The following is a 17633-nucleotide window of genomic DNA, read 5'->3' as shown; positions in this document are numbered from 1 at the left end:
TTGAAAGTAAATAAAAAATCAGTGTGCATTATAATGCAAACGGTTGCATTTATGTAGTGAATATATAAAAAAGCCTGTATTATATCTCAATACAGGCTTGCAATCTTTCACACTGACGCAAAGTGCGGTTATTTTTCGTTACGTTTATTATCCAACGCAAAAGCACCTGGACCTTGGAAAAAAATATACAAAAAAAGAAAACAATTCAATACGGCTACTTCACCCTTATTCGTTAAAGGAAAAAATAAATTATCCGCTGGAATTGCATGTACGTGGAAATACGCTACCGCCATCATACCCGAAAGCAAAAATGCCACGGGACGAGTAAACCAACCTAAAAGCAATAGGATACCACCCACAATTTCTAAAATACCACCAATGCCATATAACGAAAATACTGGGACAGCACCATTTCCACCCGTCATTGATATCGGAAATTCAAAATATTTTGCCGTGCCATGTAATAAAAACATATAGGCTGCCATAATACGCAACAATCCCAACACGTAAGGGGAATATTTATTTAATGAGTTCATACTACCTTCCTTTTTTAACAATAAAATCAATATTTAATATCGTATCATAAACACGATAATAAGATTATACCTATTTCTTTTCGTTAATAAATAGAAATTTTGTTAAAAAATATTTTCCAAATTATTAATAATTGAGTTTTACCATCCACTGATGAAACGCTTCTGCTGGCATGGTTAAAAACTGGAGATTTTTGCACCGCGGTTTTTAGATCAGGATATGCCTTTAAATCAATGATTTTTTCTTCTGGTGGATAGCATAATCCTTTGGTACAGCCCTGATAAGTCACGGTTAATTTGCTATTATCGGTGATTTCTAAAATCGGCAAAAGCACCGTTAAATCATTGCAAAACATTTCCGTTTCGCCCATAAATTCATCTTGATGAAGCTCCCCTTGAGGAAATTGTAATTTACCGATCTTGCCATTTTCTACTGTTGTGGTGATTTCTTGCTTATATAAACAATAGCCATCGGCAATCGCCCAATGTAACTCAATTTGTTGGTTTTTGGCTTGAACAGAAAATTGAAAAGCCTGATCCGCAGGCAAAAAAACTGGCTCGCTGTCAAATACCCCAGCATGAGCAGTAAATGTTGCCAAAAGTGCGGTGAAAATTAGGGTAAAAAAAATAAAAAGTTTCCGCATTATTGCTCCGTAATAAATTTTTCTCTTAATTGATGCAACTGATCTCGCACCGCTGCTGCTTGTTCAAATTCTAGATCTTGTGCCAATTTATACATTTGCTGTTCCAGTTTTTTGATTTCTTTTTGTAGTGCTTTTGGATCTTTTACCGAATACTGTGCTTGCGGTTCTTCAATCCGATTGCCTTTTGATTTGCTTTTCGCTTTGTTGTTTGCACCCTGCCCAATATCCAACAATTCGCCCACTTTTTTGTTTAATGCTTGTGGAATAATGCCACGTTCTTCGTTGTACTTCATTTGTTTTTCACGGCGGCGATTGGTTTCATTAATAGCTTTTTGCATAGAATTTGTGATGCGATCCGCATATAAAATCGCTTTACCTTTAAGATTTCGTGCTGCACGCCCAATGGTTTGAATCAACGAACGTTCAGAACGTAAAAAGCCCTCTTTATCCGCATCTAAAATCGCCACTAATGACACTTCAGGAATATCCAAGCCCTCTCGTAATAAGTTAATTCCTACCAGTACATCAAATTCACCCAAGCGTAAATCACGCAGAATTTCTACACGTTCAACCGTATCAATATCCGAGTGTAAATAACGCACACGGACACCATGTTCTTCCAGATAATCGGTCAAATCTTCTGCCATACGTTTGGTTAATGTCGTCACTAGCACACGCTCATTCAGATCTGCACGTATTCGAGCTTCGGAAAGTAAATCATCTACTTGAATCGATACGGGGCGAATTTCAATTTCAGGATCCAGCAAGCCTGTTGGTCGCACCACTTGATCGATAATTTCTGTCCCCGATTTTTCTAATTCGTACGGTCCTGGGGTAGCGGACACATAAATGGTCTGCGGTGCTAATCGCTCAAATTCTTCAAAACGCAACGGACGATTATCTAAGGCAGACGGCAAGCGAAAACCATATTCAACAAGGGTTTCTTTGCGTGAACGGTCGCCCCTATACATACCGCCGATTTGTGGGACAGTAACATGGCTTTCATCAATCACCAATAAAGCATCGGACGGCATATAATCAAACAAGGTCGGTGGTGGTTCTCCCTCTTTTCGTCCTGATAAATAACGGGAGTAATTTTCTATGCCAGAACAATAACCAAGTTCATTCATCATTTCAATATCAAACTGAGTACGTTGGCTAATTCGTTGTTCTTCTAACAGTTTGTTTTCTTTAATAAATTGCTCACGGCGTTGAACTAATTCTGCTTTGATCTTTTCAATAGCATCTAAAATCCGTTCTCGTGGAGTAACATAGTGGGTTTTCGGATACACCGTAAAACGTGGCACTACCCCGAAGCTCGTACCAGTAAGCGGATCAAACAGGCTTAAACGCTCAATTTCTTCATCAAATAATTCAATGCGAACCGCTTTATCATCAGATTCCGCAGGAAAAATATCAATTATTTCTCCGCGTACACGGAACGTTCCCCGCTGAAAAGCCTGATCGTTGCGAGTATATTGCAGTTCTGCCAATTTGGCTAAAATTTGCCGTTGATCAATAATTGCACCTGTTTGTAGGTGCAACATCATTTTTAAATAGCTATCAGGATCGCCCAACCCATAAATGGCAGAAACAGAGGCAACCACAATCGTATCTCGCCGCTCTAAAAAAGATTTGGTAGCAGAAAGTCGCATTTGTTCAATTTGATCATTAATTGAGGCATCTTTTTCAATAAAGGTGTCGCTACTCGGCACATAGGCTTCGGGTTGATAATAATCATAATAAGACACGAAATATTCCACCGCATTTTCAGGGAAAAAGGCTTTCATTTCTGCATAAAGTTGTGCTGCAAGGGTTTTATTGGGTGCCAACACCATGGCTGGGCGATTGAGTTGAGCAATCACGTTAGCAATGGTAAAAGTTTTGCCAGATCCTGTTACCCCAAGTAAGGTTTGATGTGCAAGACCATCGTTTAAATTTTCGGCTAATCTTGCAATAGCGGTTGGTTGATCACCTGAAGGTTTAAATTCTGAATGTAAAATAAAAGGTTTACTATTAAGTTTAGTTGCCATTTTTGCTACTGATCATTTATAAAGTGCGGTGCATTTTATCACATTTTTACAACAAAATCAGACTGAAAAAATTTAAGTTTTACACAGACTTATATTTGTCAAGTAGAATACCCTATAATTTCTTAAAAATTTTTTTACATCATGACTAGATTTTAATTAACTTATTGATTTTCATATTAATGTTATTTTACGAACAATCCATAACGGAACAGCTTTCAGGCTAGATATAGCCTAGCTTTCACGAATTTTTCAAAAATTAATTCACAGAGTTATCCACAGCTTTTGTGGATAGAAAAAAGAACAAGTTTTATGCGTTTTAATACTTGACAAGTGAACTCAAGATCTTTATCATTCGCCACCAATCTTGATTGATTCAGAATTATTCCTCCTTAGTTCAGTCGGTAGAACGGTGGACTGTTAATCCATATGTCGCAGGTTCGAGTCCCGCAGGAGGAGCCATTTCCTTTTGGTGAGCTTTTATTTATCTCCTTTGATAAAAGTTCCTATTAAGCCAGAAGTTTTAGCCCAAATTTCTTTGGGCTTTTATTTTTTCTAAGCTGTATCTCTATTTTCTTTAATCCGATATAATACCGACTTTTATTTGATATTGGAAATTTGTATGTTTTTACCCTGTTTAGCCGTTATTATCGGATTACTCTTATTAGTTTGGTCAGCGGATCGCTTTGTAGATGGTGCAGCTGCTACTGCACGTCATTTTGGTATGCCCCCACTTTTAATTGGTATTGTTATCATCGGATTTGGTACGTCCGCTCCTGAAATGGTGGTTTCTGCTATATCCGCTGTTGACGGTAGCCCAGGCATTGCATTAGGTAATGCTTATGGTTCTAATATTACCAATATTGCACTTATTTTAGGACTAACTGCCTTAATTAAGCCTGTTTTAGTACATTCACAAGTGCTTAAACAAGATCTGCCACTACTCATTTTTGTTACTGCTATTTCTGCCTATCTGCTCTATGATATGCAAATCTCTCGCCTTGACGCATTAATTTTAATCGCTATTCTGGCAATCTATATGACATGCACAATTTGGCAAGGTTTACGTAATAAAAACAATGTATTACCTGAAGAATTACAACACCAAAAATATATGTCTTTAAGTAAAGCCCTTTTCTGGTTATTGGTCGGTCTAATTCTACTTATGGCAAGTTCACAATTATTAGTTTGGGGAGCCGTTGAAATCGCACATTATTTTGGTGTGAGTGATTTAGTGATCGGTTTAACCATTGTGGCAGTTGGTACATCTCTACCAGAATTAGCATCATCTATCGTGGCTGCTCGTAAAGGCGAAGTGGATTTAGCGGTAGGCAATATTATTGGTTCAAATTTATTTAATACCTTAGCAGTGGTAGGTATTGCTGGCGTAATCCACCCAATGCAAGTGGAAAGTGCGGTGCTTTCGCGTGATGTTTTGATTATGTCCGCTCTCACGGTTGCTTTATTTATCTTTGGCTATTCGTTTAAACAACAAAACGGACATATTGGGCGGTTTAAAGGATTGTTATTATTGATTAGTTATATTGCCTACAATACTTACTTATTTTACACCGCAGTTTAAATTCCATTTCCCCTGTAAAAACAGGGGATTTTTTAGCCTAATCGTTCTAATAAAAGCTGTTCTAATTGATTTCTCTCTTGTTCATTCAACGCCTTATTGTGTTGATTTACCAACATAAAAAAGTCTTCCGCTTTAGCACCTACCGTACTAATTTTGGCATTGATAATATTTAATTTTAACTCATTAAATACCTGACTTACTTCTGCCAGTAAGCCTGCTTTATCCAAGGCAAATAATTCCATCTCAGTATGTTTAGATTTTTTCACATCTAAAAAACGCACGTCAGTTTTAACCTGAAAATGGGTCAATTTAGGATTGCTTGGAATAGACAATTTCGGTAATTTATCAGAATGTAACACGGTCATTATGCTTTTTTCCAAGTCACGGCGGCGATCAAATTTCAGTAAATTGCCATTTAATTCCGTCACGACAAAGGTATCCATAGCATAACCATCAATACTCGTGCTAATTTTTGCATTGTGAATACTTAATTTCTTTGCCCCAATGGTTGCTACGACTTTATAAAATAAATTCGCCTGATCCTGACAATACACAAAAACTTGCGTTCCTCCCTCTGAAAAACGGTTACTGATTTTAACTAACGGCTGTTGACTGATATTTTCCAATAACTCAATATGCCACACCAATTCTTTCGGCGTATGGCGTAAGAAATAATCATCTGAACAACGTTGCCACAAAGCATTAATTTGCTTAAGATTCGGTTGAGCTATCATCGCCAATGCTTGCTCACGGTGTTCTGTAATGGCTTTTTGATTATCTAACAACTGATCCATACCCTGATAGAATTGTTTTAACGTAGATTGATATAAAGTGCTAAACAACGCTCGTTTCCAACTGTTCCACAGAGTTTGATTAGTGGCACAAATATCTGCCACGGTTAAACACATCAATAAATCTAACCGCACTTTATTTTGTACTTCTTCGGCAAATGCCATCACCACTTTTGGATCGTAAATATCTCGACGTTGTGCCACGGTTGACATTAATAAATGCCGTTTGACTAACCATGCCATAGTATCAATTTCTCGCTTATCAAAACCATGTTGCATAGCAAATTGTCGCACATCTACTGCCCCTAACTCGGCGTGATCGCCACCTCGTCCTTTCGCTATGTCATGGAATAAGGCACTAATATATAACAATGTACGGTCAGCAATGGCTGGGAATACCTCACTACAAATAGGATAGTCATCTTGACTTTCCGTTTGCAAGAAACTTTCCAGCTTTAACAACACTCGCATAGTGTGTTCATCTACGGTATAAACATGAAATAAGTCAAATTGCATTAACCCTTCAATACCTTGCCATAGCGGAATATAAGCAGTTAGTACGCCATATCTGTGCATCGGCACAATAGCTCGGTTAATAGCATTAGGTTGTGAAAATAAACGTAAAAATTTTTCCCTAGCCAGAGGAATATCACTCAAACTTAGCGTCCGTTGGCTTAGGGCAATTTGTAATTGACGTAGCGTAGTGGAATGAATTTCTGCTTGTGTTTGCTGAGTGAGATGATAAAACAAATCTAAAATTGTTTCGGGCTGACGGATAAAACAATCTTCCTCTACAAGGCAAATAGCGTTATTTTGTAATAGAAAATGCGAATCTAATAAAATATTGGCATTTTGCACCGCACTTTTTTCCGCTAAAAAATGCTCACGATAATGTTTGGCGAGAATATCACTTAAACAAGAAATGGTTTGCAAAGCCTGAAAAAAGCATTTCATCAGTTGCTCAACGCCAGCATTGCCATTACCTTGATAACCCAATAATTCCGCTACTTTCACTTGGCGATCAAATAATAAACGATTATCGTAGCGTTTTAAAATCAGATGCAAAGCAAAACGGACTTTAAACAAAAATTGTTGATTGAGTTTTAATAGCTCATATTCTTCGGGATAAATAAAGCCAGCTTGTAGAATTTCTTGCAAGGTAATCGCATTGGAGTGGCGTAATGCAATCCAATAAATCAAATGCAAATCACGCAAACCACCTGGGCTGTATTTTATGTCTGGTTCAAGATTATAGCTAGTATTATTATAGCGTTGATAACGTTGATCTTTTTCTTCTATTTTAGCCTTAAAAAAGGTTTCTCTTGACCAAAAGTCAGGTTGTTGTAAAAGTGCGGTTAATTTTATGAAATTTTCTTGTTTACCACATAAATAACGGCTTTCAAGTAAATTCGTAGCAATAGAAATATCTGCTCGCCCCTCGCTATTACATTCTGCTAAAGTGCGAACACTCGCCCCTACATCAAATCCACAGTCCCATAAAAATTGAATAAAATCAGCGATCTTTTGTTCAATTTCTGGCTCATTTTCCTGTTCACTTAAAATCAGAAAATCTAAGTCAGACAGGGGAAACATTTCTTTACGTCCATAACCGCCCACTGCAATTAAGGTTAATGCTGTTTGATCGAGCTGAAAATGCTGCCATAATTGACAAAGTAACTGATCACAAAATAAAGTGCGGTGCGAAATCAGTGAATTTACATCACTTTGAGCAAAATTCGCAAGCTCTTGTTGCTTAAGATCTTCTTTTTGCTGTTTAATATCGGTTGGGGTGAGGTTGAAAAGCATAGACATATTTTCTTATTGCCCCTACATAAAATTGAATATTACTGATTCACCATAATCCGAGCAATCCGCCCTGCTTTTTCTTCTTCTTCACGAATGGTCATCACTTCACAACCATTATCAGTGACCACAATTTGGTGTTCATATTGAGCGGAATGGCTACGATCCTTAGTTTTTACCGTCCAACCATCGCCCATTAAGCGAACATCTTTTTTACCTGCGTTAATCATCGGTTCAATAGTAAACACCATGCCTTTTTGCAACACTACACCGCCATCATCTGCATAATAATGCAATACTTGCGGTTCGCTGTGGAATTGATCACCAATACCGTGACCACAATATTCACGCACCACGCTAAAGCCTTGTGATTCAGTATATTTTTGTACGGCTCGCCCAATTTCATTTAAACGAATACCTGGTTTTACCACTCGTAAACCTACATAAAGGGCTTCTTGAGCCGCCTCCACTAACTTATGGCTACGAATATTAGTTTCACCCACAATATACATTTTGGAGTTATCACCATAATAACCGTCTTTAATCACTGTCACATCAATATTTAAAATATCACCATTTTTCAGAATTTTGTCATCACTTGGAATACCATGACAAACCACTTCATTGAGCGAAATACAGGTAGCTTTTGGGAATCCGTGATAATTCAAACAAGCTGGAATAACTTTTTGGACATTAATCATATAATCATAGCAAATACGATCTAATTCACCCGTACTCACCCCAGCTTTAATATGTGGCTCAATCATCACTAAAATATCAGCAGCTAATTTACAGGCTTCACGTAATTTTACAATTTCTTGTTCTGTTCTTAATGGAATAGCCATTTTATCTCTCTTTATCTAAAAAATACCAAAATATCGTTTATATAATAGCACTAAACCTGATTGAAATAAAAATATCCTTGAATGAATTAGTCGGTTATTAGATAATGGCAAAAAATTTTTATTGTGGGAAAGTGTGATGTCAGATATTTCAGTACCAATTAATTTCACCGATGCTGCAGCAAACAAAGTCAAAGCATTGATTACCGATGAAGAAAATTTAGCACTAAAATTACGTGTATATATTACAGGTGGCGGTTGTAGTGGTTTCCAATATGGCTTTACCTTTGATGAGAAAGTCAATGATGGCGATCTCACCGTAGAAAATTCAGGTGTACAATTAGTGGTAGATCCAATGAGTTTACAATATTTAATCGGTGGTACGATTGATTATATTGAAGGCTTAGAAGGTTCTCGTTTTGTAGTACAAAATCCTAACGCATCAAGCACTTGTGGTTGTGGCTCGTCATTTAGTATCTAATCATCTTTTTTAAATCCATGGATTTCCAATTTACTTATTATCAAGGCAATGTGATCGCAAAATGTTCAATGGAACATTTTGCGGTGGCAAACTGGTTTAATGCGGAAATTCCAAATAATTCTCAATTAATTTTCACCGCACTTTCACTAATTCAACAAGCGAAATCCTTTACTGCCGAACAGGAAACGCAACTCATAGGTAAAGAATATAGCTTATTTATCAATGGGGAGGAAGTGATGATTCGTGCCAATAATTTATCCATAAATCATGAGAATGAAGAGCTAGAACAGGATTTCCATTATTATGATGAAGAAAGTATGGCGTTTTTAGGATTAGAAGATTTTGAGCGGTTTTTAACATCTTATCTTGAATTTATGAGATAACTGAGCTGACATTAGGGCGTATGCTATACACCCCAAGCCTAATCTATTACTTTACGCCTACTTTACAAACGGATTATTCAATTTTTCCTGACCAATGGTCGTATGTGGACCATGCCCAGGTAGTACTAACATATCATCAGGCAATTTATACATTTTTTGCTTAATTGAATTAATCAAATCTGTATGATTTCCACCAAGTAAATCTGTACGACCAATACCTTGCTTGAATAACACATCGCCAGTAAATGCAATTCCCTCTTTGTGTTCAATAAAACCAATATGCCCAGGTGCATGACCAGGTAAATGTAGGATCTCAAATTCAAACCCCGCAATTTTTAAAATTTCCCCCTCGTTGTCTAACCAACGATCGGGTTCAAAAGCATCAATTTCAAATACGCCAAACTGACGGGATTGTTGTGGTAAAGCCGCAAATAAAATCTTATCCAAGGAATTTGATCCAATAATTTCTACATTAAAATGCTGTTTTAACTTGGTTGCCGCACCAACATGATCTAAATGTCCATGAGTGATTAAAATACCTTGCAGATCTAAACCATTTTGTTCAATACGCTTAATTAATTTTGGGGCTTCACCACCAGGATCAATAATGGCAGCTTTCTTCTCATCATTCCAAATAATTGAACAATTTTGCTGAAATGCAGTAACAGGGATAATATCAATATTCATTTTTGCAACCTTAAATAAAAACAACAAAACCGCCAAACTGCGGTTCTGTTTCTGAGAATTTTAATTTTTTACGAGCCATGCCAAGTCCGCACAGGACCAGTATCCACATGGACAAAATTACTTCTTGGATAATAACCCACGCCACCATTATTTAAACGTTCCGCACTCGCTTTTACTTTAGCTAATGGCACACCTTCAATACGAAAATCTACCGCTTGACCTTTAATATGATAGCTATTTGATGCTACACCACGAGAATGCCTACGCAAATTATTATTTGTTGCCTGCGTACGATAACCTGAAATAATTTGAATTTCAGTATTACGCAACCCTAACCCACCTTGAATATTATATAATTTAGTGAACAAATTAGGATCCATTGAACGAGCTCGGTTTAAGTGCCAATCACGCATAAACCAATTTAACTTTTGTAACTTGATATTAGAGAACCCTTTACTTTCAGAAAATTCTGAGCTAAATGTTTCTCCAGTATTAATATTTCTTAAACGCAAAATTCGTGGTTTTGGTGTGGAAACTACCGCTAGTACGGAGTTAGGAGATAATGTAGCCGCTCCCAGTACGATTCCACCTAAAGCTAACCACTTGCGGCGACTATGGTTAATTTCTGTCATTTTTAATTCTCTATTTTTGTATATATGATTGTTAATTAGAGTAGTATTACTCTCTTTAGTTCAAAAAGCATAGGGTAAATACAGCTTTTTCCCTATAACTATTTAAAGATATTTCCGTATGGTATTCCAGTTAATATAACTTGGTGCAGCATTTAGCCTATCATAACCATAAATATCTGGCAGTGTTTGCACTTTTCCATTTTCAACCCAAGTCGTTACATAATATAAATACACAGGGTTATTTGATTGAATCTGTACTGATGTGGTTTTCTTACTTGCCAACACAGTTTGTTTTTTATCCATTGACCAACCAGCTTCTTTTAACAATATACTAGCCAAATCATCAGATTTAGCCACTCGCACACAGCCTGAACTCAATGCTCTTGATGTTTTGTTAAATAAACTATGATTCGGGGTATCGTGCAAGTAAATTGCATCTGAGCTTGGCATATTAAACTTAAAACGCCCTAATGCACTATCGTCCCCTGCCTTTTGGCGAATCCGAAACGGCACTGATTTACTGTTCACATATTGCGACCAGTTCACACTATGGGCATTGATTTTATTTCCTCTACTATCAAAAATTTCTAAACTTGAACGTTCTGCATAGCTAGGATCACGAGCCAATTTAGGCACAATATCTTTGACCAAAATCGTATTTGGTACATTCCAAGGTGGATTCACTACCACATTGCTTAATTTACTATACATCACAGGGGTTTTGCGTGCTTCTTTCCCCACGATAACACGAGAATTTAACACTAATTTACCATCACGATAATAATTTAATTGATAACTCGGAATATTCACAAAAAGACCATTCTCAAAGCTCGGAATAATACGTAAACGTTGAGCATTCAGTGCTAATTTATATAATTCAGCACTTGATTGTTTCTTATCTGTGGCGAGATCACTTGATATACGCTGTAAGGTTTCCTGATATAACTTATTGCTTGATGATAATTTATTCACGAAAGCTAAATTTTCATTATTTTCCACCGCGGTTAACCAATTAACAATTAACTCATCAGATGGTTTATCGGCTTTATAGTTATTTTGTGAATATAACCAACTTTGTGCTGATGAAGACACATTATTGGTGTAATACATATAACCTAAAAAAGCATCTGTTAATAAAATATCATGTTGAATATTTTCAACTGGTGTTGAGCTGATAGCATCTAAGGATGTAGCCATGTTACGAGAAATTCCACTCGCCACTAAAGCCGCATATTCATGTAAAAATTTCTTTTTAGCATCCTCATCTTGCCAAATCGGTGCGAATTCTCTCATCGCATAAATCTTCGCTAATGTAGAATTAAACTGGACAGGCTGATTCTTCATTAACTCCGTTAATTTAAGTTCTGCTTGTTGCTGTTTTTCTAATTCAATACGCTTTTGCTCTGCTGCTTTCGCTTCTGCAATTTGCTGATTAGCCTGCTCCACATTGATGCTTTCTTTCCGATCTACATTAGTATCCGAATTAAAATAATCCGATACTGTACAACTCGCACATAAACCAGAAATTAAGATCAACAATGGTGCAAACTTAAAACGTTGCGTTTTTACTTTCATTCAAAATCCTTAAACTCAATCAAAATACACCGCACTTTCATACTTTTATCACCCTAATTTAATAATTTAACCTAAAATGCAGTCTTTTCTGTTTTTTCTTTAACATATTGAGAATTATTTTCTACTGGTTTAGATGTTTCTTTATTTGTATTTTCAACATTAAATTTAACCAAATCGGCTGCCATTTTTTCAGTTTCTTTTAAGAAGAAATCGGGAGCTTCATAATCTTTTGGTAAATCATCAATATTTTTTAAAGCTTTTTTACCTTCTCTGGCAAACCTTGCATTCAAATCTTTTAAACGTCTTGCATCATCTTTATCATGTTCCGCTTTACGTTCCTGATAATTTAATGACAAGAATTTACGCTCACGACGTTCATCACGAATTTTCAGATCTTCATTTAATGCTATAAATTCTGGATCTTTCGCAATACGTTGCAAATGTTTTTCATTTAAAACTGCCACCACACGACGAGCATTATCCACTTCGGAATAAGTCGCTGCTGGAATTTTATCCCAAGGTAATGCGTTATCTTCTTTTTCTTCACCATTTTCTTTCGTATCAATAATTTCTGGATATTTAATGTCCGCTGCAACCCCTTTCAACTGCGTGCTTCCACCATCAATACGATAAAATTTCTGAATTGTATATTGAATAAAACCTAACGGTTCTTGGCTTAAATCATATACAAAATTCAATGAACGACTTTGTTGCACTGTCCCTTTACCAAAGGTATTTTGCCCTACAATAATAGCACGGTTATAATCTTGCATAGCAGCAGAGAAAATTTCCGAAGCCGATGCACTATAACGGTTAATCATAACCAATAATGGAGCTGAGTAAACTTGAGCATTATCTGGATCTTCGTGTACACGAATACGATTATAAGCATCACGCACCTGAACTACAGGACCATCTGAAATAAATAATCCGCTTAATTCAACCGCTTCTGTTAACGCACCACCGCCATTTTCACGTAAATCAATAATTAATGATGTCGCTTTTTTGGTTTTCATCTCGATTAATAATTTACGCACATCCGCAGTCAATCCGATATAAAAGGTTGGAATTTTAATTACCGCAACATTTTCACCATTGACTTTTGTTACAGTTAATTTGGCTGCACTATCTTCAATCCGTACTTTATCACGTACTAAGGTAATAATTTTATTTTTTCCGCCTTTTGCTGGCTCAATTTCTAAACGGACTTTACTGCCTTTTTTACCTTTAATCTTATCAACTACATCTTCTAAACGCCAACCAACTACATCTTCAATCTTACCCTTTTCTTGACCCACACCAATGATTTTATCACCTGCTTTTAATTTTTTACTACGAGCAGCTGGAGCCCCAGGTACAAGAGATTGAATGATAGTAATATCATCTTCTTGACGCAATGTTGCACCAATACCTTCTAATGATAAGTTCATACTTTCATTAAAACTTTTGGCTACACGTGGCGATAAATAGCTAGTATGTGGATCAATTTCTCGAGCAAACGCATTCAAATAAAGCTGAGTAATATCATCCGCTTTAGTTTGGGTTAAACGGCGAATGGCTAAATTATAACGTTTAACCAGTGTTTTCTTAATTTCTGACCATTTTTTATCTTTGAGTTTAAGCTCAATAATGTCATTTTTAACTCGTTGTTCCCATAATTTATTCGCATCTTCTGCAGTTTTTGCAAAAGGGGCTTTTTTACGATCGATTTCAATCTGCTCACTGGTAGTTAAATTAGGCTCTTTGTCTAATAAGGATAACGCATAAGCATAACGTTCATAACGACGCTGTGTCATCAAATCATACATGGCAAAGGCAATATCTAATTTACCTTCATTTAACTCATCATCTAATTGATTTGCGTATTTTTCTCGCAGTTCATCAATATCCGATTGAATGAATAAATTATGACTATAATCCAAAAGATCCACATAGCGATCAAAAATCTTTTGCGAAAATCCATCATCTAATTGAAATTTACGATAATGTGATTGGGTTAAACGTGTTGTTACACGTTTTGTTGCCAATGAATTTTCTTCGGTCGCTTGTGGTAATTTAATATCACTTGATTTAATACTTGGTGCAACTGCACTTACTGCCCCAGAAAAAAATACTGTTGCAAGCAAAGCTGAAATATAATTCGTTCTGATAAACTTCATTTTGACTTTCCTAACAAAAGAAAAACATCACTTAGCTTAACTAAGGATGTACAAATGCCGTAATTCATCTTCTGATGACTACGGCATTAAGATTTTATTATGCAAATAAACGATTGGTCGCCACATTCATTACTAAGCCATTATTTAATTGAACACGAGCAGAATCTTTAACGATCTCTAAAACAACCACATTTTTTACACTCTCACCCATTTTCATTTTAACCTGACCGCCTTGTTTTAAATTATCATGAGAAGCTGTCGTTAATCCTAACCTAGGTTTACTTTGACGAGGAATCGCTGTTTTTTTGTTGAATATCGTTGTTTTTTGTTTTGGCTTACGAGCAGGGCGTTTTTTCATTTTCTCTTTTGCTTCTGCTTTCTCTGCCGCACGTTTTTCTGCCACTTTTGCTTTCGCCTCAGCTAACTGCTGTTGAGCATGTTCAACATGTTGTTGTTCTAGCAAACCTGCTGGATTACCCTGTAAATCTACACGTTCCACACCTAAACGACAACCATACAAATAACGCCAGTTAGATGTGTATTGACGTAACGCATAACGTAATTGCGTTTTGCTCACATTTTCATCATCTGCTAACGCTTCACATAAATCTTGGAACAAACCTATTTTTAATGGTTTTGCTTCACCTTCTACACTAAAACAAAGGGGAAATTTCTCAGCTAAATAGGCAATAATTTCCTTGTTTGAACGTTTTACCCCTTTCACTTGAGTTTCTTCTTGGCTAACTGGCTGTGCATCTATTTGTGCTATTTGTTCTGTTGTCATATATAAAATCTTAGAATAAAAAATATGTTGCATTTTACCGCACTTTAGCAAATATACGCAATCATTTATGGATAAAATTTCAGGCGTAATAAATTTTCAATGTTCATTCGCACAAAAATATTGACAATTTTTGACTAAACCGATATTTCTATACTATTCAATTTTTAATTTACTTTTTTGGAGAACATTTTATGTCACATTTATCTATAGCCAAATTCGGTGGAACCAGTGTTGCAAATTATCCTGCAATGGTGGCTTGTGCTAATATCGTTATCGCTGATCCTAATACTCGAGTCGTAGTCTTGTCTGCTTCGGCTGGCATCACTAATTTATTAGTCGCATTAGCTAATGGTATTGATAGCGCACAACGTGAAAAATTGATCGGTGAAATCCGTCAAATTCAAGAAAATATTTTAACCTCCCTACAAGATGACTCCCTAGTTCGACCTGAAATTGAACGCCTATTACACAATATTGAATCCCTCTCGGAAGCAGCCAGTCTTGCAACATCCCCAGCTTTAACTGATGAATTAATCAGCCATGGGGAAATGATGTCAACTCACATTTTTGTGGAAGTCTTACGAGAATTAAATACTCAATCTACTTGGATTGATGTTCGTTCGATTGTGGCAACAAATAGCCACTTCGGTAAAGCTGCACCAGATGATGAATTAACCAAGAAAAATAGTGACAATATTTTAAAACCATTAATTAATCGTGGTGAATTAGTCATTACACAAGGTTTTATAGGCAGAGATCCTGAGGGTAAAACCACTACTCTAGGTCGTGGCGGTTCCGACTATTCCGCCGCCTTAATTGCTGAGGTATTAAATGCGAAAGATGTTTTAATTTGGACAGATGTCGCTGGTATTTATACAACCGATCCTCGCATTGTGCCTAACGCTCAACGCATTGATACCATGAGCTTTGCCGAAGCCGCTGAAATGGCAACTTTTGGAGCAAAAGTATTACATCCAGCCACCTTATTACCTGCCGTACGAAGCAATATCCCTGTCTATGTTGGTTCAAGTAAAGCTCCACAAGATGGCGGCACTTGGGTAACTCGAGATCCACAACCACGCCCAACATTCCGAGCCATTGCATTACGTCGTGATCAAACTTTATTGACTCTCTCAAGCCTTAATATGCTCCACGCTCAGGGATTCTTAGCCAATGTATTCAATATATTAGCAAAATACAAAATTTCTGTGGATACAATCACAACTTCAGAAGTCAGTATTGCATTAACCCTAGATAAAACTGGTTCTGCTTCATCTGGGGCAGATTTACTTTCGAATGATTTACTTGCCGAATTGAGTGAAGTCTGTACAGTGAAAGTAGATACAGGATTATCTTTAGTTGCACTTATCGGAAATGACCTACACATTGCTTCTGGTGTAGCAAAACGTGTATTCACCGCCTTAGAACAATATAATGTAAGAATGATTAGCTATGGTGCAAGCACGAACAATATTTGTACATTAGTACCTAGCCAACAAGCAGATGATGTGGTGCGAGCATTGCATAAAGAGTTGTTTGAGTAGTTTTACTCAGTACGAATAAACATAAAGAGTTGGTTATATCAACTCTTTATGTTTGCTATTAGTGTACTTATTGTTTATCGCTTGCCACCAATCTTGATTATCCAAATACCACTCCACTGTTTTACGCAAGCCAGTTTCAAAGGTTTCTAGCGGTGTCCAGCCAAGTTTTTGCTTCATTTTGGTTGCATCAATGGCATAACGTTTATCGTGTCCAGGGCGGTCTTGCACAAAGGTGATCAGCTCACGGAATGAGCGAATTTGTGCAAAGTGCGGTGCAAATTTGGCGAGTTTCTCGCTGCCTTTTAGGCTATCCAAAATATCGCAAATGGTTTCCACCACTGTTAAGTTGGTTTTCTCATTGTGTCCGCCGATATTGTAGCTTTCACCGATTTCGCCTTGGCTCAATACCAAATGCAAGGCTCGGGCGTGATCTTCCACAAACAACCAATCACGAATTTGATCGCCTTTGCCATAAATCGGCAACGGCTTGCCGTGAATGGCGTTTAAAATCACGAGTGGAATGAGTTTTTCAGGGAAATGGAAAGACCCGTAGTTGTTGGAACAGTTGGTCAAGAGCACTGGCAAACCATAGGTACGATGCCACGCTCGCACCAAATGATCGCTTGATGCTTTGGACGCAGAATAAGGGCTACTCGGGGCATAGGGCGTGGTTTCGGTGAACAAATCATCCGTGCCGTGCAAATCACCAAACACTTCATCGGTTGAGATATGGTGAAAACGAAACGCCACCTTTTTCTCGCCACTCAAGCCGTTGTAATAATGGCGAGCGACTTCCAAAAGCGTATAAGTGCCGATAATATTCGTTTCAATAAAGGCTGCTGGTCTATCAATAGAACGATCCACATGGCTTTCAGCAGCTAAGTGCATCACTGCATCGGGTTGATGCTCCGCAAATACACGCTCAAGAGCGACTTGATTGCAAATATCCACTTGCTCAAAGGCATGGCGAGAGTTGCTGGAAACGCTTTTAATTGAGTTTAAATTGCCAGCGTAGGTAAGTTTATCTACATTGATTACGCTGTCGTTTGTGTTGTTAATAATATGGCGAACCACTGCCGAACCGATAAAGCCTGCACCGCCTGTTAAAAGAATTTTCATTTTGTATTTACCTTTATAAAACTCAATTCTCAATATTATCACTA

The 17633-nt window shown here is 37.1% G+C and carries 15 protein-coding genes and 1 tRNA gene; 5 read left to right on the top strand and 11 right to left on the bottom strand.

Going from position 1 to position 17633, the window contains the following annotated elements; translation table 11 throughout:
* Window positions 1-128: 128 nt before the first annotated feature.
* From O1Q80_RS05710 to uvrB, 3 genes are all read right to left on the bottom strand, one after another.
* Window positions 129-536: a DoxX family protein gene (locus O1Q80_RS05710; RefSeq protein WP_386693603.1), complete on the bottom strand. Its 408-nt coding sequence runs from the start codon at window positions 534-536 to the stop codon at window positions 129-131.
* A gap of 83 nt (window positions 537-619) precedes the next feature.
* Window positions 620-1177: a protein-disulfide reductase DsbD domain-containing protein gene (locus O1Q80_RS05705; RefSeq protein WP_386693600.1), complete on the bottom strand. Its 558-nt coding sequence runs from the start codon at window positions 1175-1177 to the stop codon at window positions 620-622.
* Window positions 1177-3210 (bottom strand): excinuclease ABC subunit UvrB, encoded by a 2034-nt coding sequence (gene uvrB, locus O1Q80_RS05700; protein ID WP_386693598.1) that lies wholly within the window; start codon window positions 3208-3210, stop codon window positions 1177-1179. The genes O1Q80_RS05705 and uvrB overlap by 1 nt, the downstream gene beginning before the upstream one ends.
* 383 nt (window positions 3211-3593) lie before the next feature.
* Here uvrB and O1Q80_RS05695 point away from each other — a divergent pair.
* A tRNA-Asn gene (locus O1Q80_RS05695) sits at window positions 3594-3669 on the top strand.
* 160 nt (window positions 3670-3829) lie between these two features.
* Window positions 3830-4789, top strand: coding sequence for a calcium/sodium antiporter (locus tag O1Q80_RS05690; RefSeq protein ID WP_386693596.1), 960 nt, complete (start codon window positions 3830-3832; stop codon window positions 4787-4789).
* Between the two features lie 32 nt (window positions 4790-4821).
* Here the strand turns inward: O1Q80_RS05690 and glnD are convergent, their stop codons facing one another.
* Together glnD and map are read right to left on the bottom strand one after the other, a co-directional pair.
* Entirely contained in the window at window positions 4822-7386 is a 2565-nt protein-coding gene (gene glnD, locus O1Q80_RS05685; protein WP_386693594.1) for a bifunctional uridylyltransferase/uridylyl-removing protein GlnD, read from the bottom strand.
* 38 nt (window positions 7387-7424) lie between these two features.
* A complete protein-coding gene (gene map / locus O1Q80_RS05680) occupies window positions 7425-8228 on the bottom strand; it encodes a type I methionyl aminopeptidase (RefSeq protein WP_386693592.1) in 804 nt (267 codons plus the stop codon).
* A gap of 136 nt (window positions 8229-8364) precedes the next feature.
* Between map and erpA the strand changes: the two genes are divergently transcribed.
* Both erpA and O1Q80_RS05670 read left to right on the top strand, forming a co-directional pair.
* Entirely contained in the window at window positions 8365-8706 is a 342-nt protein-coding gene (erpA, locus tag O1Q80_RS05675) for an iron-sulfur cluster insertion protein ErpA (RefSeq protein ID WP_386685673.1), read from the top strand.
* 17 nt (window positions 8707-8723) lie between these two features.
* Window positions 8724-9089: a YacL family protein gene (locus tag O1Q80_RS05670; protein ID WP_386693590.1), complete on the top strand. Its 366-nt coding sequence runs from the start codon at window positions 8724-8726 to the stop codon at window positions 9087-9089.
* Between the two features lie 57 nt (window positions 9090-9146).
* On the opposite strand, the gene O1Q80_RS05665 is transcribed toward O1Q80_RS05670, so the two are convergent.
* From O1Q80_RS05665 to proQ, 5 genes are all read right to left on the bottom strand, one after another.
* Complete coding sequence (locus tag O1Q80_RS05665; RefSeq protein WP_386693588.1) at window positions 9147-9776, bottom strand: MBL fold metallo-hydrolase; 630 nt, start codon at window positions 9774-9776, stop codon at window positions 9147-9149.
* 68 nt (window positions 9777-9844) lie between these two features.
* Window positions 9845-10408, bottom strand: a complete 564-nt coding sequence (locus O1Q80_RS05660) for a DUF882 domain-containing protein (protein ID WP_386693586.1) — start codon at window positions 10406-10408, stop codon at window positions 9845-9847.
* A 102-nt stretch (window positions 10409-10510) separates the two neighbouring features.
* Window positions 10511-11983, bottom strand: a complete 1473-nt coding sequence (locus O1Q80_RS05655; RefSeq protein WP_386693584.1) for a L,D-transpeptidase family protein — start codon at window positions 11981-11983, stop codon at window positions 10511-10513.
* 71 nt (window positions 11984-12054) lie between these two features.
* Window positions 12055-14142 (bottom strand): carboxy terminal-processing peptidase, encoded by a 2088-nt coding sequence (gene prc, locus O1Q80_RS05650; protein ID WP_386693581.1) that lies wholly within the window; start codon window positions 14140-14142, stop codon window positions 12055-12057.
* A 97-nt stretch (window positions 14143-14239) separates the two neighbouring features.
* The gene (proQ, locus tag O1Q80_RS05645; RefSeq protein ID WP_386693579.1) at window positions 14240-14926 is read right to left on the bottom strand and encodes an RNA chaperone ProQ; all 687 of its coding nucleotides are present in this window, start codon (window positions 14924-14926) and stop codon (window positions 14240-14242) included.
* 191 nt (window positions 14927-15117) lie between these two features.
* Between proQ and lysC the strand changes: the two genes are divergently transcribed.
* On the top strand, window positions 15118-16470 hold the full coding sequence (gene lysC / locus O1Q80_RS05640; protein WP_386693577.1) for a lysine-sensitive aspartokinase 3: 1353 nt from the start codon (window positions 15118-15120) through the stop codon (window positions 16468-16470).
* A gap of 33 nt (window positions 16471-16503) precedes the next feature.
* Here lysC and rfbB read toward each other — a convergent pair whose 3' ends face one another.
* On the bottom strand, window positions 16504-17589 hold the full coding sequence (gene rfbB / locus O1Q80_RS05635; protein WP_386693575.1) for a dTDP-glucose 4,6-dehydratase: 1086 nt from the start codon (window positions 17587-17589) through the stop codon (window positions 16504-16506).
* Between the last annotated feature and the right edge of the window lie 44 nt (window positions 17590-17633).

The organism is Lonepinella sp. MS14435, assembly GCF_042485795.1.
Taxonomy (GTDB): Bacteria; Pseudomonadota; Gammaproteobacteria; order Enterobacterales; family Pasteurellaceae; genus Lonepinella.
Note: the sequence above shows the minus strand (reverse complement) of the source record. Positions and strands in the feature narration are given on the sequence as shown.